The sequence below is a fragment of the Providencia sp. wls1922 genome (genome assembly GCF_009706505.1).
GTDB classification, from domain to species: domain Bacteria; phylum Pseudomonadota; class Gammaproteobacteria; order Enterobacterales; family Enterobacteriaceae; genus Providencia; species Providencia lanzhouensis.
This window is the reverse complement of the sequence record NZ_WLUG01000108.1, coordinates 116,948-133,024: the sequence shown is the minus strand read 5'-3', so window position 1 is coordinate 133,024 and position 16,077 is coordinate 116,948. Positions and strand designations below refer to the sequence as shown.

Sequence of the window (16,077 nt, the reverse complement as noted above, 5' to 3'; positions counted from 1 at the left end):
TGATGGAACAGAGAATGCAACTTCAATCCCCCGATATTCATCAGATCTGGCAGCAACTTCAGCAGATCCCAGACCCTGAATTGCCGGCTCTGTCTATTACTGATCTTGGTATGGTGCGCCATGTGAAGCCAACCGAACAAGGCTGGAAAATTGGGTTTACCCCAACCTATTCAGGCTGCCCCGCCACCGAATTTTTAATCAATGAAATCAAAACGGTTCTCGATAGCGCGGGCTTCTCGCCTGTGGATGTGGAAGTAGTATTAACCCCCGCATGGACCACTGACTGGATGAACCAAGATGCCAAAAGGCGCTTACGTGAATTTGGCATTGCGCCCCCACAAGGCGTTGCCTGTGAGCATCCTGAACATACTGGGGCAATTTGTTGCCCACGTTGTGACAGCGAACAGACGGAAAAAATTAGCGAGTTTGGCTCTACCGCCTGCAAAGCGCTATATCGCTGCAACGAATGCTTAGAACCGTTTGATTACTTTAAATGTATTTAAGGGCACACTCATGACTGTCTTTCACCGTTTAAGTATTGCCGCTATTGATCGTGACACACCCGATGCTGTGGCGGTCACCTTTCATATTCCTGAATCGCTGCAAGCGCAGTATCGTTACCGCCCAGGTCAACATTTGACGCTAAAAGCCGCGATTAATGGCGAAAATCTTCGTCGCTGCTACTCCATTTGTAGCGCCCCCGATGAAAACGGGCTCAAAATTGGCGTTAAAGCTATCTACGAAGGGCGATTTTCTAACTTTATCAACCAACAACTGAATGTTGGAGATAGCTTAGAAGTGATGATCCCTCAAGGGCAATTTGGCTACCAACCCGATAGCCAGCAACAAGGACACTATTTAGCCGTGGCGGCAGGCTCCGGTATTACCCCGCTGTTATCCATCATCAAAGCTACGCTGCAAACCGAGCCAAATAGCCGCTTTGTGCTGATTTACGGTAATCGCAATAGCCGCTCAGTGATGTTCAAAGAAGCCATCGCTGACTTAAAAAACCGCTTTGCCACCCGTTTTCAAGTGCTGTATCTGTTTAGCCAAGAGCCTCAAGAAAGCGCGTTGCTCAGCGGGCGCATTGATGCGCAACAACTTAGTGCCTTAGGAAAATCCCTTCTCAATTTTAGCCAATTCAACCGCGCCTTTATTTGTGGTCCAGAGTCCATGATGGATGAGGTTCAAGAAACCTTAATTCATCACGGCATGGCACAAGAGCGCGTACACACTGAGCGCTTTAATACCTCTGGCGCGAAATTCAAACCGACCCTTGCCACCAGCGAAAACCGCCAAGTCACCCTTCAATTAGATGGGCGCACCTTAAATATCAATATGGATGGGCAAGATGACAGCATCCTCGATGCCGCACTGCGCCAAGGCGCTGACCTGCCTTATGCCTGTAAAGGCGGTGTTTGCGCCACTTGCAAATGTAAGTTGCGCTCAGGAGAAGTTGAAATGGGCGTGAACTACAGTCTCGAACCTGACCAAATTGCCGCCGGTTATATCCTCAGTTGCCAAGCATGGCCAAAAGGGGATGGCGTGGTATTGGACTTTGATGTGTAGGGATGAGCAATGGAAAATAATTGGATTTTATCTCAACAACATCACCGCGTTCTGACGCTGACGCTTAATCGCCCCGATGTGCGCAACGCACTGAGTACACCGTGCCTTGAATTACTGGTTAAGCATCTTGAACATGCGCAAACCGACGACAATATCGGCGCTATCGTCATCACGGGTAATCCGCGTTTCTTTGCCGCAGGGGCTGATCTTAAAGAGCTTCAGCAGCAAACCGTTGCCAGCGCTATAACAGATAAACGTCCGCAAGTTTGGCGCCGCTTTGCGCAAATCAGTAAGCCGATTATTTGTGCCGCTAATGGCTATGCGTTAGGCGCGGGGTTCGAGTTATTGCTCGCCAGCGACATCATTATTGCAGGGGAATCCGCTCGCTTTGGTCTACCGGAAATTACCCTTGGACTGATCCCCGGAGCGGGCGGTACTCAGCGACTTATTCGTGCCGTGGGTAAATCCCTTGCAATGCAGATGGTACTTACCGGAGAAACCATCAGCGCTGAGCAAGCCCAACAAGCCGGATTGGTCAGTGAAGTGTGTGTGGACGCACTCACCCTTGAACGCGCTCAAGCCATTGCCAAACGCATTGCAGGTCATGCGCCTTTAGCCGTAAACGCCGCCAAAGCTGCGCTAGTGAGCGCCCAAGAAACTCACCTGACCGAAGGCTTAAAACTGGAGCGCCAATACTTTGTCAGCCTTGCGGGTACTGACGATCGCCAAGAGGGGATCGCCGCCTTTTTCGAAAAACGATCCCCCCAATTTACAGGACGCTAATCATGATAAATGACACTGTGATCACCGACGAGATGATCCTTACAACGCTGGAAAATGGGGTGCTCACGATTACCTTAAACCGCCCTGACCGCCTAAACAGCTTTAACGATGAGATGCATCGCCAGCTGAGCGCAGCCATTAAAATCGCCGAACAAGACGAAACCGTCCGTTGCTTAGTGATCACCGGAGCGGGCCGTGGATTCTGTGCGGGGCAAGATCTTAACGATCGTAATGTCTCCGTCGGATCCAAAGCCCCTGATCTGGGCTTTTCCGTCGAAACCTACTACAACCCGCTGATCCGCCGTTTAGTCGCATTACCCAAACCGATTATTTGTGCCGTGAACGGCGTTGCCGCAGGCGCGGGTGCGGCGATTGCTCTTGCGGGAGATCTTGTTATCGCGGCGAAAAGTGCCAGCTTTATTCAATCATTTTGCCGCCTTGGGCTGGTGCCTGACTCCGGGGGAAGCTGGTTTTTACCGCAATTAGTCGGTCGTGCTCGTGCCATGGGTATGGCGATGCTAGGGGATAAAATTAGCGCGGAACAAGCATTGCAGTGGGGTATGATTTGGCAAGTCACGGAAAATGACCAACTCGCCACCACCGTCAACAACCTCGCGAAGCACCTTGCAACTCAACCGACCTATGGGTTGGGGCTGATCAAAAAAGCGATTCACAGTGCCGCCACCAATACCCTTGATGAGCAGCTCAATTTAGAGCGAGATTTACAGCGCTTAGGCGGGCGCAGCCAAGATTATCGCGAAGGCGTCGATGCGTTTTTAAATAAACGTGAACCGACGTTCCAAGGGAAATAACCATGAAGACTTCACTAAGCTCATCAATACAAAATGTCGCTGTGATTGGTGCAGGTACTATGGGGATTGGAATTGCGCAAGTCGCTGCGAGTGTAGGTCTACAAGTGCACATTTTTGACGTGAACGCCCAAGTGTTGCAGCAATCTTTAACAGCACTCACCACTCGTTTACGCAAACGCGTTGAGCAAGGAAAAGCCGACGCCAAATGCACGGAAGAAACCCTTGATCGCCTCCATGTTGTCGACAGTCTTGCCGCCCTTGCTGACGCCGATTTAGTGATTGAAGCAGTCGCAGAGAAACTTGCCATTAAGCAGGCTATTTTCAGTGAACTTGAAGACATTTGCCGCGAAAATACTATTTTTTCCAGCAACACCTCGTCATTATCTATCACGGCAATTGCCAGCGTACTCAAACACCCTGAGCGTATGGCTGGATTGCACTTTTTTAACCCTGCCCCCGTGATGAAACTGGTAGAAGTGATCCGCGGACTCGAAACCGCGGAGAACGTGATTGAAATCCTAAAAACCCTGACACTGTCATTCAATAAAATTCCGGTGATTTGCCACTCCACGCCAGGCTTTATTGTTAATCGTGTAGCAAGACCTTTTTATGCAGAAGCCTTACGCGCATTAGAAGAGCAAGTGGGCAACCCCGCCACATTAGACAGTGTCATGCGTGATGCTGGAGGCTTTTCCATGGGTCCTTTGCAGCTCACCGATTTAATCGGACATGATGTTAATTACGCCGTGACAGAATCCATGTTCCAAGCATTTGGCTATGACCCGCGTTTCCAAACCGCCTTTGCGCAATTGGCATTAGTACAAGCAGGGCACCTAGGACGTAAATCAGGTCGCGGATTTTATGATTACACCGCCGATAATCATGATGATCATAATAAATCCGCATCTCGGGTCGATATTGCGCCTGCCGTGACACAGCCTCGCCAGCTCGACATCAAAGCCTATGGAAATTGGCAAATATTTCCTGAACTTAAGCAACTCTTACAGCAAAACGGGATCTGCCTCGAAGAAGTTGAACAAAAAACGCGCCCGTCACCCTCACTGGTTGTTAACGGAGTTATTATTATGTTAACAAATGGTGAAATGACATCCACCCTTGTGCAAAAACTTGATAAGCCCGTAGTGCAATTTGATTTATCCGCCAACTACGTTGCGGCAACCACTATCGCTATCAGTTGCGCAGTACAAAATAGCCACCAGCAAAACCAAGATGCGATTGCCTTTTTTCAGTCCCTCGGTAAGCAAGTGATTGTGCTGCCGGACTACCCTGCACTGTTAACCCTGCGTACCGTTGCCATGTTGTGCAATGAGGCTTTGGATGTGGTGAATAAAGGGGTCTCAAGCGCCCAAGATACTGATCTGGCGATGCGTTTCGGCGTGAATTACCCGAAAGGGCCATTAGCATGGGGCGCGCAAATCGGTTGGTCACATATTTTGCACACCCTTGAACAGTTAACTGATTTCTATGGGGACACGCGCTATCGCCCCAACCCATTACTACGCCAGCTTGCTGCCGGTTTTCAATCACTCTCATTGGAGGCGTTGTCATGAATTCACTGCCCAACATCACCCTCGCTCAACAAGCGGCACATGCCATGTATCGCGATGATACTTGCGCTAAAGCCATGGGCATGGTGATTGAAGATGTTGCTGAAGGCTATGCGCAACTCACCATGGTGGTTATGCCCAATATGCTTAACGGGCATAAAACCTGCCACGGCGGGCAGTTGTTTAGTCTGGCAGATACCGCGTTTGCGTATGCCTGCAACAGCCAAGGTTATGCCGCCGTCGCCTCTATGTGCTCTATCGATTTTTTGCGCCCCGGTTTTGAAGGGGATGTACTGACTGCCACCGCAAAAATGCAGCACCAAGGTAAGCGCAGCGGGCTGTATGAAGTAGAGATCATCAACCAAGATGGCAAGCCACTGGCGCTGTTTCAAGGCCGTTCCCACCGTTTAGGTCACCGTTTAGTTGGAGAAGCCTCATGAATGACGCCTATATTTGCGATGGTATTCGCACCCCGATTGGTCGCTATGGCGGCGCATTATCCTCACTGCGTCCCGATGACCTTTCTGCCGTCACTCTTAAAGCATTGATGGCACGTAACCCACAACTGGACTGGACACTGACCGATGACATTATCCTCGGTTGCGCCAACCAAGCGGGGGAAGATAACCGCAACGTCGCGCGAATGGCGGGGCTACTGTCTGGCTTACCAATTTCAGTTTCCGGCACCACCATCAATCGCCTGTGTGGCTCTGGCTTAGATGCCATAGCTCTTGCCGCTCGCAGTATCAAAGCAGGGGAATCGGGATTGATGATTGCCGGTGGTGTAGAATCCATGAGCCGCGCGCCGTTCGTGATGGGAAAACAAGATTCTGCCTTTTCTCGCCAAGCGCAAATTTTTGATACCACTATTGGCTGGCGGTTTATCAACCCATTAATGGAGCAGCAATTCTCCACCGACTCCATGCCAGAAACCGCGGAAAACGTGGCGCACACCTACAATATCAGCCGCGAAGACCAAGATGCCTTTGCCCTGCGCAGCCAACAGCGCACCGAAGCGGCTCGCCTTAAAGGTATCTTTGCCGAAGAGATTGTTCCCGTCACCGTGACATTGCGCAAAGCACAGAAGCAAGTCACTGAAGATGAGCACCCACGCCCTGAAACCACACACGAACAGCTGCAAAAACTAAAAACACCGTTTCGTGAAAATGGCAGCGTCACCGCAGGCAATGCTTCTGGAGTCAATGATGGCGCCGCAGCCTTAATCATCGCCTCCGAAGCGGTTGCCAAGCAGCAAGGATTAACCCCACGAGCGCGAGTGATTGCCACTGCCACCTGTGGCGTCGAACCGCGTTTAATGGGTATCGGCCCTCTGCCTGCCACTCAAAAAGTGTTGAAAATGGCAGGGCTGACTATCGAACAAATGGATGTGATTGAACTTAACGAAGCCTTTGCCGCTCAAGCACTGGCTGTATTACGGGGCTTAGGTCTGCCAGATGACGCCCCACAGGTTAACCCCAATGGTGGGGCTATCTCCTTAGGGCATCCGCTGGGTATGAGCGGGTCTCGCTTGGTGATTTCCGCCATGAATGAACTGCACCGCAAGCAAGGTCGCTACGGGTTATGCACCATGTGCATCGGTGTGGGTCAAGGTATTGCAATGATTATTGAACGCGTCTGAATAACAAAACTGCCTGACTCCCCTACACCTGTTCAGGCAAGTATCAATAATAATAAGGATTGGCAATTATGAGCATGACACAACACGATAATATCGACCCGATCGAGTTTGCTTCCCGCGATGAGATCGAGGCGTTGCAGTTCTCACGAATGAAGTGGACACTCACTCACGCATACGAAAATGTGCCAATGTACCGCAAAAAATTCGATGCCGCAGGCGTACACCCTGACGATTTTAAACAGCTTAGCGACATCGAAAAATTTCCCTATACCACAAAGCAGGATTTACGTGAAAACTACCCATTCGATACTTTTGCCGTACCAATGGATCAAATTATCCGTATTCACGCCTCTTCCGGTACCACAGGGCGCCCGACGGTTGTCGGTTATACCCAACAAGATATTGATAATTGGGCAGATTTAATCGCTCGTAGCCTGCGCTCTGCGGGTGCCACTCGCGGGGATAAAGTCCACGTTGCTTACGGTTACGGGCTATTTACTGGCGGACTCGGAGCACACTATGGTGCTGAGCGTCTTGGCGCGGCAGTTATTCCCATGTCCGGCGGTCAAACCGAGAAACAAGCGCAGCTGATTGTCGATTTTAAGCCCGATATCATCATGGTAACGCCATCTTACTGCCTTAGTATTATCGACGAACTTGAGAAAATCATGGGCGGAGACGCTAGTAAGTGCTCACTAAGAATTGGCGTCTTTGGAGCAGAACCGTGGACAGAATCCCTCAGAACTGAAATTGAAACTCGCTTGGGGATCAAAGCCTTAGATATTTATGGCTTATCTGAAGTGATGGGACCTGGCGTTGCCATGGAGTGTGCAGACTCCGACGAAAGCGGTCCAACTATCTGGGAAGACCACTTTTACCCTGAAATTATCTGCCCAAATAGCCTAAAAACCCTCGGTCATGGGGAGCATGGTGAGTTAGTGTTCACTACCCTTACAAAAGAAGCCATGCCAGTGATCCGCTATCGAACCCGCGACCTTACTCACCTAAAATCCGGTGGAAACCGCCAGATGCGCAGTATCGGAAAAATCACGGGGCGCTCCGATGACATGATGATTATCCGTGGCGTGAACGTTTTCCCGTCTCAAATTGAAGAGCAAATTATGCAATTCAAAGAGTTATCTCCACACTACCAGCTGGAAATCGGTCGCCAAGGCAACATGGATAACCTCTCTGTTCGTGTTGAGCTCAAACACCCTGAACAACTGACCTTTGATGAACGCTGTAATATCTGCCACAACCTCAAACACCGTATTAAATCCATGGTGGGGATCAGCACCCGCGTAAGCATAGTCAACTGTGGGGATATCCCCCGCTCACAAGGCAAAGCCCAACGAGTGATTGATACACGAATTGCCATTTAATCTCCGAGAATGAGGTGTATTCATAATGAATACGCCTCTCGGCAGGTTTCCTCACAATGCTCACACTCTTTGGTATGAAAACAAGACAACCTTCTGGTTTTTGTCTAAGATTTGCCAAGTACCTGATACATTAATTTTAGGGATAAAAGCATAATGGAAACCAAACTCAGCCAATTTATACACTACGCCATCGAGAGCCAACCTATCAGCGGAACATCGCTTATCAGCTCCCTATATGGGGATGCCCTGCACCACCGTGGGGGCGAGGTTTGGCTAGGTAGCCTGACCAAATTGCTTGAGCCTATGGGTTTTTCCGACCGCTTTGTGCGTACTTCCGTATTTCGTCTACAAAAAGAAAACTGGCTGGATGTCGAGAAAATAGGACGCCGTAGCTATTACCGTATTTCAGAGCGTGGGCAAAATCGCTTTCGTCGAGCGGAAAGCAAGATTTACCTCAGCGAACAACCTGAATGGGATGGAACATGGGATTTATTGCTGCTGGAAAGCGCAGATAAAGATGAAAAGATTCGCCTTAAAAAAGAGTTTGGTTGGCTCGGGTTTGGGCAATTTAATAGCGGCTTGATGGCAGCGCCAAGCCGGACACAAAGCGACATTCCCGCCTTACTGGGGGAGTTAAACGCGGCTGATCAAGTCATTTACTTCCGTGCCGATTATCCCTTCAACCGCTCCGAGAAAAAATTAAAAGAGTTAGTGTTTGATGCCTGGTCTCTCCCTGAAATTTCAGAGCATTATCATCAATTTATCAGCTTATTCCGCCCAGTCGCATTATTACTGAAAGAGCATGGAGAACAGGCGATTTCCCCTGAATTATGCTTCCAGCTACGCCTATTACTGATCCATTTTTATCGCCGCGTGATATTAAAAGACCCGTTGCTGCCCGATGAGCTGCTTCCTGCACAGTGGGAAGGACACATTGCGCGCCATTTGTGCACCAATATTTACCAGCGTATCGACCAAGGTGCCACCCAGTACGTTACCGGCTTATGCGAAACCACCGTTGGGGAACTTCCACAACCCTCCAGCGCCTATTATCGACGTTTTGGCGGTATTCTTCGGGAGCTAGCAGCCGCATAATCATTATGCTAAAGGAGCCTTTATGCCATTTTATCAAATTGACGGTATTACCCCTGTAGTCAGCCCTGAAAGTTTTGTTCACCCTACCGCCGTGATCATTGGCGATGTCGTGATTGGAAAACGTGTTTATATTGGACCTAACGCCAGTTTACGTGGGGACTTTGGGCGACTGATTATTAAAGATGGGGCGAATGTGCAGGATAACTGCGTGATGCACGGTTTTCCGCAATTCGATACTATCATTGAAGAAGATGGACATATCGGTCATGGGGCTATTTTGCATGGCTGCCATATTAAACGTAATGCACTGATAGGCATGAACAGCGTGGTGATGGATGGCGCGGTAGTGGGCGAAAATTCTATTGTTGGCGCCTGTGCATTTATCAAAGCGGATGCACAATTCCCCGATAACAGTTTGATTGTTGGAACACCCGCTAAAGTACTGCGTAGCCTGTCAGAGCAAGAAATTGAATGGAAAAGCAAGGGGACACTGGATTACCAAACCTTAGTGACCCGCTGCCTCAATACGTTCCAAGAAGTGACGCCGCTGACGGAGGAAGAGCCTAACCGCCCGAAACTGGCCTTTGACGATGTTGTTCCAAAGTCCAGACTGTAAAAAACCATTCTGTAAAAACTATTGTGTAAAAACCTGCCATAAAAAAGCGCGTGCCAATCACTCACGCGCCCTTATTTCCATCAATGACTCGCCGTATTTATGATTTATTAGCTTTGCTGCCAAACGGCGGCTTCGCAAACCACACCGTCACAATCAACGCGATAAACACCCAGCCACATAACCAGAAAATCTCATTCGCCGCGATAATCAGCCCTTGGCTAGTGATCTGCTGAGCAATAAAGCCGGAGGTTTGCTCCGTGGTCATGCCATGCGCCGCCATTCCTTGGTACATATCGAGGGATTCTGGGTTGTAATCCGTAATAAATTCAGTGAGCTGGCTATGATGCACTGCCTCCCTATCACTCCACAGTGTGGTGGTGATCGATGTCCCAATTGAGCCCGCCAACGTACGGAAAAAGTTCGCCAAGCTGGAAGCTGAGGCTAATTTTTCAGGAGGCAGCCCCGACAGCGTCAAGGTGGTCAACGGCATAAAGAAACAGGCTACCGCCATCCCCTGCACCAACTGCGGCCAGACAACGGCATCGAACCCCATGGATGGCTCAAAAGTATAGGCGCGCCAGAAGAAGCAAATGGCATAAAACACGAAGCTAAAGGTGACTATCCAGCGAATATCTAAAAAGTCAGAGAGTTTTGCGACAGGTGCTGAGAACAAGACTGGCAAAAGACCGATTGGCGCGAGTGCTAACCCCGCCCATGTTGCGGTATAGCCGTACACTTCTTGCAGCAGCTGCGGCAAAAGTACGATCGCCCCAAAATACGCCATATACGCCAAACTGACCGAAATCGTCCCGATGGTAAAATTGCGGGATTTAAACAGTGATAATTCGACAATTGGGTTTTTGGAGGTCAGTTCCCAAATAACCATAAACACCAGCGCAATCGTGGAAATCACGGCAAGAATCACAATCTCATTGGACGCTAACCAACCGAGCTCTTTCCCTTTATCCAGCAATACCTGCAAGCAGCCCACACCGACAGATAACAACGCTAAACCGATCACATTGAATGGCACTTTAACCACTGTCGATTCCATTCCCTTGAGGATGATCGAGCCAACAATGATCACGAAGATCCCAAGAGGGATATTCATAAAGAAGATCCAGCTCCAATGGAAGTTATCGCTAATATAGCCGCCAAAAATAGGTCCAAAAACAGGGGCTAAAATAATGGTCATCGACCAAAATGCCAATGCCATATTCTGCATTTTAGGCGGATAACACCGCATGATGAGACTTTGCGAGAGCGGAATAACAGGCCCAGCAACCGCCCCTTGTAGCACACGGAATAAAATCAGCATGCCAAGGCTATCAGAAAATCCACACAGTAATGAAAATAGCGTAAACAGTGCCGTTGCCCACAGGAAGACTCTTATTTCCCCAAACCGTTTGGCTAGAAAACCGGAAATCGCGATAGAGATGGCGTTCGATACCCCAAACGAGGTGATCACCCACGTCCCCTGAGAGACAGACACCCCAAGATTTCCCGCAATTGTCGGGATAGCCACGTTAGCAATCGTGGAGTCCAACACCTGCATAAATGTCGCCAGAGACAGAGCGATAGTCGCCCAGACGAGTTTAGCCCCTTTTAGCGGTTGAATATCAGCCATGGGACTAATCCGCGTTATCGCTGATAATGGTGTCGATCACCTGATCCACATCGTCTAACTTCAGCACCAAAACATCACTTTCAAACGCAGGGGTAGTGCGTTGAACTTCTGACAACACAGGGCCATTTTGGTCTTTAATATCGATGGTCACATTCATGGATAAACCGATGCGCAGCGGGTATTTCGCCACTTGCTCAGGGTCTAACTCCACACGGACAGGTAGGCGCTGCACCACTTTGATCCAGTTCCCCGTGGCATTTTGCGCAGGTAGCAATGAGAACGCACTTCCCGTCCCCATATCCAGCCCCACTACGGTGCCTTTGTAACTTACATTGCTACCATAAAAGTCACTGTTAATCGTGACTGGCTGACCGATACGCACATTTTCAAGTTGCGTCTCTTTAAAGTTAGCATCGACCCAAACAGGCTGAACCGGCACAATCGCCATTAACGAGCTTTGCGGGCTAACTTGGGAACCCACTTGCACATTACGGCGAGAAACATACCCCGTCATCGGGCTTTTGATTTCTGTCCGCTGTAGATTGATCCACGCACTGCGCACACTATCAGCCGCTTGTTGCACCGCTGGCTGGTTTTTCAGTGCCGTATTACGCAACAACGCGCGGTTGGCATTATATTGTTGAATCGAAATATCCAGCGCCGCTTGCGCCAGTTGAACAGCTTCTTGAGAGTGCTGTAAGTCCTCTTTTGAAATCGTCCCACTGCGACCTAATGCGGCACGGCGCTGATAATCTTTTTGTGCTTGTGCAAGCGAAACTCGATTTTGTTGGATTTGGGCTTGGTACTGATCTCCATTGATATACAACTCTTTAGTTTTGCGCACCGTAGACGCTAAATCATGTTTGGCCTGTTCATAAGCCAGTTGCGCATTGGTTTTATCTAATACCACCAGCACATCACCTGCTTTCACCAAGTCGGTATTCTCAAAGTTCACTTGAGTGACATTTCCGGTAGTTTGCGCAACGATAGGGATCTGCAAACCCGACACATAGGCATCATCGGTATATTCTTGAAAACGCAGAACCAAAAACCAATACACGCCATAGGCGACAAACAGCAAAACAAAAATAACCGTGGCGATGATCATCCACAGTGTTCTTTTATTTTCTTGTTTCGTTTTTTGATGTTCTTCAATTGAATTTGTCGGTTGTTCCATAATAACTCTCAAGGGAAATAGACTTTATTTAAGCAATAAACCTATCTTTACGAACTCACCGTGATAATGCAATAGCCAACTGTTTTATATTAACTAAATATCCATTTTAATTTTTATTTTCTGTTTTAAATCAATCTTCAATCTTGTTTTTAAATTAGAAAAATCAAATGCAATCAAAAAAAGATGAAATTATTTAAAGATAATAAAAAACATTCTAAATAAGATAATTGCGAATCGTTAAATAATAATTGGTATTTATTTCTTTCACTCCAGAAAAGTCATTCTCTCGTTTTTTAGTCCATTTTCTACCATGTGTACGGCTTTTTACTCTCTCTAGTTCCCTCGCAAAAAATGTTAACCGTGATCAAACTTTGCCCAAAAAATAGCTCGCTAATTATTTATTTTCTATCTGCATCGGTGTTAATATTCGCAAACATTATGATTATCATTATCATTTAGTTTTACTAGGGAAAAACATGAGAACGCACTATCACTACTCTTTAATCGCTGCGGGTGTTTGCGCAGCGTTGGCTTCATTTAGCGCCACAGCAGAAGAAAATTCAGACAAAATGATCGTTACGGCATCGGGTTATTCCCAGCAATTACGCGATGCTCCTGCCAGTGTTACCGTTATTACCGCCGAGCAGCTACAAAACAAACCTGTGCGCGACTTAGCCGATGCAGTCAAAGATGTTGAAGGTGTCAGCGTCGTCGGAAGCGCCAATAAACAAGATATTAATATTCGCGGGTTATCCGGCGAATACACCTTAATCTTGGTGGATGGTCGTCGTCAAAATAGCCGTGAATCTCGCCCAAATGGTAGCGGCGGCTTTGAAGCGGGCTTTATGCCGCCTGTTGAAGCTATCGAGCGTATCGAGGTGATCCGTGGTCCTATGTCCTCCCTGCATGGCTCTGATGCCATGGGCGGCGTCATTAACATCATCACCAAGAAAGTGACCAATGAATGGCACGGTAGCGTGACTACGGGCGCAATTATTCAAGAAAATAGCGAAAGCGGCGATTCCATGGACGGTAACTTCTACCTGTCTGGTCCGCTGATCAAAGATAAACTCGGTTTACAACTGTACGGTGGCGGGGATTACCGTAAAGAAGACAAAATTCCAGATGGTCATGATAAAAAGGACAATAAAAGCCTGACCGCGAAATTAACCTTCACGCCGATGGAAAATCAAACCTTCTTATTTGAAGCGGGTAGAACCACCCAAGAACGCTATGCGGAACCGGGTAAATCACTGGCGGAATACTCCATGTTCAATGGTGTAAAACGTGATAATACCAAGTCTGAAACTCACAATAACCGTAACCATATGGCGCTGACCTACAAAGGCGATTGGGATGTTATCCAAACGGAAGTGAGTGTTTATCAAGAACAAACCAAACGTAAGACTAAAGCCGAAACCAAAGACGCAAAAACGGGGCTGTATAATTACGCTTATGAAGCGCGCGTACCAGAAATTACTAACACGGTAGTGGATGGTAAAGTCACCGCCTTCTTGCCGGATAATATCTTAACGGCGGGGACTCAGTACCAACACGCCAAACTGAAAGATACCTCCGCAACTGGTGCGAAAACCACGGAAAATGTCTCGTTAACCGCAGATCAATACGCGCTGTTCTTAGAAGATGAATTTACTGCCACTGAAAACCTGATTTTAACCGGTGGCATTCGTTTAGATCACCACGAATTCTATGGCGACCACTGGAACCCACGCGGCTATGCGATTTATCATTTAACCGATGAAATCACCATCAAAGGTGGGGTCTCGCAAGCATTCCGTGCACCAACCCTGCGTGAAATTAGCCCGAACTACAAAACCTCGACAGAAAAAGGTAAAGGGATCATTTACGGTAATGACAACCTGAAACCTGAAAAAAGCTTTAACCAAGAAATTGGTATCGCATATGACCATGAATCTGGCTTCAACGCGAGCCTGATGTTCTTTAATACTGACTTTAAAAATAAGCTCACCAGCTACTACACCGGTGATAAAGACCCAGTGACAGGCTTAAACCTGTACACCTATGACAACGTCGGTGAAGCCAATATTAAAGGGGTAGAAATCGCAGCAGGTATTCCATTTGCCGAAGATTGGAACCTTAGCCTGAACTACACTTACACCGATTCAGAACGTAAAAGTAATGATGAAAAACTCACCAGTGGCGAATCCCTCAAAGGCTACCCATTGGATAAAACGCCGAAGCACTTAGCCAATGCGAAGTTAGATTGGCAATATAGCCCAGACCTCAACTTATACACCCGTGCGCATTACGAAGGTGAGCAAGTGTGGGCTGCACAGCGTAACGGTTCTTCCGTTCCACGTTACCGTAAAGGCTATACCACTATGGATGTGGGCGCGACTTATCAGCTACTGAAAAATACCAAGCTGAATTTTGCGGTGTTAAATATTGCCAACGAGAAAGGCTCTAAGATTGACGCTGAGAATGGCGGTAACTGGGATGTTGAAGATGGTCGCCGTTACTGGGCGAATGTCAACGTGACATTCTAATCCCTGATTGCGGGTATGATGCTTATCGCTGATTACCCGCTGATCCTTTTTAGTTCGATGGCAATCCCAATGATAAAAAAACGGTTTATAGCGAGTCTCTTGATGTGTATCGCAAGTATGTGTATCGCAAGCAATACTTGGGCGCGTCCCAACCCGAATATTCCTGAATTCGATGCGCGTGTGGCGGACGTATATACGGTGCAGCATCATGACATGCGCAATGGTCAGCGCGAGCTGCGTATCTACAGCGCCGTTCCACAGCATATTTCAGGAAAACGTCCCGTGCTGTTTATGTTAGACGGGAACGGCCTGTACCCGCTCGCGGTCAATCAGGCTGCGCAGCAATTTTCCCCTGAAAAATTACCGATTATTATTGGTATCGGCTATCCCAGCCCTGAGGCTTTTCCCAAGAAAGAACGCACATACGACTACACGCCGAAAGTTGCTGGCGATGCATTCCAACACGGGGGCGGTGCGGAATCTCTGTACCAGTTTCTCACCTTCACCATTCGCCCATGGGCTGAGCAGCAGTTCCCGATAGATACCCAGCGTGAAACCTTATTTGGGCACTCATTTGGGGGGTTATTTACCCTGATGGCATACCAAGACCACCCTGCGGATTTCCAGCATTTTGTCGCGGCAAGCCCATCATTGTGGTGGGGAGAAGGGAAAATGGTGAATTTAGATAAGTTAACGCGCCCATCGAAGGCATCACCGCTAGATATCACTCTCGGTGAGTTAGAAGAGACGCCAGATTTAAGCCGTTTAACCGATGAGCAGAAGCAGAATTATCAAACGCGCAAAAGTTGGATTTCTCCGCGTGAAGTGTGTGAAGCCATAAACAGCCCTCAACGGGTTTGTGATTTCACCTTATTTTCGGGCAAAACTCATGGTGGCGTCATTCCTGATGCCATCAAGAAAGCGTTGGAAATCGCCACATCCGAGCCATAAAAAACTCGGTTTCCTGCCCAAAAGCACGAAACCGAGTTGTTATTGATGAAAACTGACAAGACAACTTAACTGTCTATGGTGGCGCTAACGAGGTAATCCACAATATCTTGTAACCGTCGCCACTTCATCCACACCTCATCCTTTAATGGCTGTTCAGTATATTCCTCTATCGCTGTAATCAATTCCAACAGCTCTAAAGAATCGATATGCACATCGGCAATCAGCTCTGCATCCATGGAATAGGTTTTGTTGATACCTGAATACTCACGAATTTGCTGAAGATGGCGTTCTAGCCATTGCTGCGCAATATCTTGTTGTGTGGTCATGTCA

The 16,077-nt window shown here is 48.1% G+C and carries 15 protein-coding genes; 12 read left to right on the top strand and 3 right to left on the bottom strand.

The genetic code is table 11. From position 1 onward, the window contains the following. Window positions 1-2: 2 nt before the first annotated feature. The 10 genes from paaD to paaY all read left to right on the top strand — a co-directional run bounded on the left by paaD (window position 3) and on the right by paaY (window position 9,464). A complete protein-coding gene (gene paaD, locus GKR71_RS15765; protein ID WP_036948382.1) occupies window positions 3-503 on the top strand; it encodes a 1,2-phenylacetyl-CoA epoxidase subunit PaaD in 501 nt (166 codons plus the stop codon). Between the two features lie 10 nt (window positions 504-513). Then, window positions 514-1,569, top strand: a complete 1,056-nt coding sequence (gene paaE / locus GKR71_RS15760; RefSeq protein WP_154599857.1) for a 1,2-phenylacetyl-CoA epoxidase subunit PaaE — start codon at window positions 514-516, stop codon at window positions 1,567-1,569. Window positions 1,570-1,578: 9 nt separating this feature from the next. Beyond that, a complete protein-coding gene (gene paaF / locus GKR71_RS15755; protein WP_036948377.1) occupies window positions 1,579-2,352 on the top strand; it encodes a 2,3-dehydroadipyl-CoA hydratase PaaF in 774 nt (257 codons plus the stop codon). A gap of 2 nt (window positions 2,353-2,354) precedes the next feature. Beyond that, window positions 2,355-3,164 carry a 2-(1,2-epoxy-1,2-dihydrophenyl)acetyl-CoA isomerase PaaG gene (paaG, locus tag GKR71_RS15750; protein ID WP_154599856.1) on the top strand — a complete coding sequence of 270 codons (810 nt, stop codon included), beginning with the start codon at window positions 2,355-2,357 and terminating at the stop codon, window positions 3,162-3,164. A 2-nt stretch (window positions 3,165-3,166) separates the two neighbouring features. Continuing rightward, window positions 3,167-4,735, top strand: a complete 1,569-nt coding sequence (locus tag GKR71_RS15745) for a 3-hydroxyacyl-CoA dehydrogenase (RefSeq protein WP_154634541.1) — start codon at window positions 3,167-3,169, stop codon at window positions 4,733-4,735. After that, the gene (gene paaI, locus GKR71_RS15740) at window positions 4,732-5,172 is read left to right on the top strand and encodes a hydroxyphenylacetyl-CoA thioesterase PaaI (protein ID WP_036948371.1); all 441 of its coding nucleotides are present in this window, start codon (window positions 4,732-4,734) and stop codon (window positions 5,170-5,172) included. Before GKR71_RS15745 ends, paaI begins: the two co-directional genes overlap by 4 nt. Further along, complete coding sequence (gene pcaF / locus GKR71_RS15735; RefSeq protein WP_036948369.1) at window positions 5,169-6,371, top strand: 3-oxoadipyl-CoA thiolase; 1,203 nt, start codon at window positions 5,169-5,171, stop codon at window positions 6,369-6,371. The genes paaI and pcaF overlap by 4 nt, the downstream gene beginning before the upstream one ends. A 68-nt stretch (window positions 6,372-6,439) precedes the next feature. Further along, entirely contained in the window at window positions 6,440-7,753 is a 1,314-nt protein-coding gene (gene paaK / locus GKR71_RS15730) for a phenylacetate--CoA ligase PaaK (protein WP_132496859.1), read from the top strand. A gap of 153 nt (window positions 7,754-7,906) precedes the next feature. Further along, on the top strand, window positions 7,907-8,848 hold the full coding sequence (gene paaX, locus GKR71_RS15725) for a phenylacetic acid degradation operon negative regulatory protein PaaX (protein WP_036983814.1): 942 nt from the start codon (window positions 7,907-7,909) through the stop codon (window positions 8,846-8,848). A 22-nt stretch (window positions 8,849-8,870) separates the two neighbouring features. Beyond that, complete coding sequence (gene paaY / locus GKR71_RS15720) at window positions 8,871-9,464, top strand: phenylacetic acid degradation protein PaaY (RefSeq protein ID WP_036949970.1); 594 nt, start codon at window positions 8,871-8,873, stop codon at window positions 9,462-9,464. Window positions 9,465-9,561: 97 nt separating this feature from the next. Here paaY and GKR71_RS15715 read toward each other — a convergent pair whose 3' ends face one another. Both GKR71_RS15715 and emrA read right to left on the bottom strand, forming a co-directional pair. Beyond that, window positions 9,562-11,091, bottom strand: coding sequence for a DHA2 family efflux MFS transporter permease subunit (locus tag GKR71_RS15715; RefSeq protein WP_036949968.1), 1,530 nt, complete (start codon window positions 11,089-11,091; stop codon window positions 9,562-9,564). A 4-nt stretch (window positions 11,092-11,095) separates the two neighbouring features. Further along, window positions 11,096-12,268 (bottom strand): multidrug efflux MFS transporter periplasmic adaptor subunit EmrA, encoded by a 1,173-nt coding sequence (gene emrA, locus GKR71_RS15710; protein ID WP_036949966.1) that lies wholly within the window; start codon window positions 12,266-12,268, stop codon window positions 11,096-11,098. 476 nt (window positions 12,269-12,744) lie between these two features. Here emrA and GKR71_RS15705 point away from each other — a divergent pair, with 476 nt between their 5' ends. After that, a complete protein-coding gene (locus GKR71_RS15705; RefSeq protein WP_154634540.1) occupies window positions 12,745-14,796 on the top strand; it encodes a TonB-dependent receptor domain-containing protein in 2,052 nt (683 codons plus the stop codon). A gap of 15 nt (window positions 14,797-14,811) precedes the next feature. Continuing rightward, complete coding sequence (locus GKR71_RS15700) at window positions 14,812-15,747, top strand: alpha/beta hydrolase (protein ID WP_154634539.1); 936 nt, start codon at window positions 14,812-14,814, stop codon at window positions 15,745-15,747. A gap of 65 nt (window positions 15,748-15,812) precedes the next feature. Here the strand turns inward: GKR71_RS15700 and GKR71_RS15695 are convergent, their stop codons facing one another. Beyond that, window positions 15,813-16,073, bottom strand: a complete 261-nt coding sequence (locus GKR71_RS15695; protein ID WP_036949962.1) for an acyl carrier protein — start codon at window positions 16,071-16,073, stop codon at window positions 15,813-15,815. Between the last annotated feature and the right edge of the window lie 4 nt (window positions 16,074-16,077).

Excerpts from the sequence above, each read along its gene's own strand:
- paaD (WP_036948382.1), top strand. The coding sequence starts at position 3 with ATGGAACAGAGAATGCAACTTCAATCCCCCGATATTCATCAGATCTGG.
- paaE (WP_154599857.1), top strand. The coding sequence starts at position 514 with ATGACTGTCTTTCACCGTTTAAGTATTGCCGCTATTGATCGTGACACA.
- paaF (WP_036948377.1), top strand. The coding sequence starts at position 1,579 with ATGGAAAATAATTGGATTTTATCTCAACAACATCACCGCGTTCTGACG.
- paaG (WP_154599856.1), top strand. The coding sequence starts at position 2,355 with ATGATAAATGACACTGTGATCACCGACGAGATGATCCTTACAACGCTG.
- GKR71_RS15745 (WP_154634541.1), top strand. The coding sequence starts at position 3,167 with ATGAAGACTTCACTAAGCTCATCAATACAAAATGTCGCTGTGATTGGT.
- paaI (WP_036948371.1), top strand. The coding sequence starts at position 4,732 with ATGAATTCACTGCCCAACATCACCCTCGCTCAACAAGCGGCACATGCC.
- pcaF (WP_036948369.1), top strand. The coding sequence starts at position 5,169 with ATGAATGACGCCTATATTTGCGATGGTATTCGCACCCCGATTGGTCGC.
- paaK (WP_132496859.1), top strand. The coding sequence starts at position 6,440 with ATGAGCATGACACAACACGATAATATCGACCCGATCGAGTTTGCTTCC.
- paaX (WP_036983814.1), top strand. The coding sequence starts at position 7,907 with ATGGAAACCAAACTCAGCCAATTTATACACTACGCCATCGAGAGCCAA.
- paaY (WP_036949970.1), top strand. The coding sequence starts at position 8,871 with ATGCCATTTTATCAAATTGACGGTATTACCCCTGTAGTCAGCCCTGAA.
- GKR71_RS15715 (WP_036949968.1), bottom strand. The coding sequence starts at position 11,091 with ATGGCTGATATTCAACCGCTAAAAGGGGCTAAACTCGTCTGGGCGACT.
- emrA (WP_036949966.1), bottom strand. The coding sequence starts at position 12,268 with ATGGAACAACCGACAAATTCAATTGAAGAACATCAAAAAACGAAACAA.
- GKR71_RS15705 (WP_154634540.1), top strand. The coding sequence starts at position 12,745 with ATGAGAACGCACTATCACTACTCTTTAATCGCTGCGGGTGTTTGCGCA.
- GKR71_RS15700 (WP_154634539.1), top strand. The coding sequence starts at position 14,812 with ATGATGCTTATCGCTGATTACCCGCTGATCCTTTTTAGTTCGATGGCA.
- GKR71_RS15695 (WP_036949962.1), bottom strand. The coding sequence starts at position 16,073 with ATGACCACACAACAAGATATTGCGCAGCAATGGCTAGAACGCCATCTT.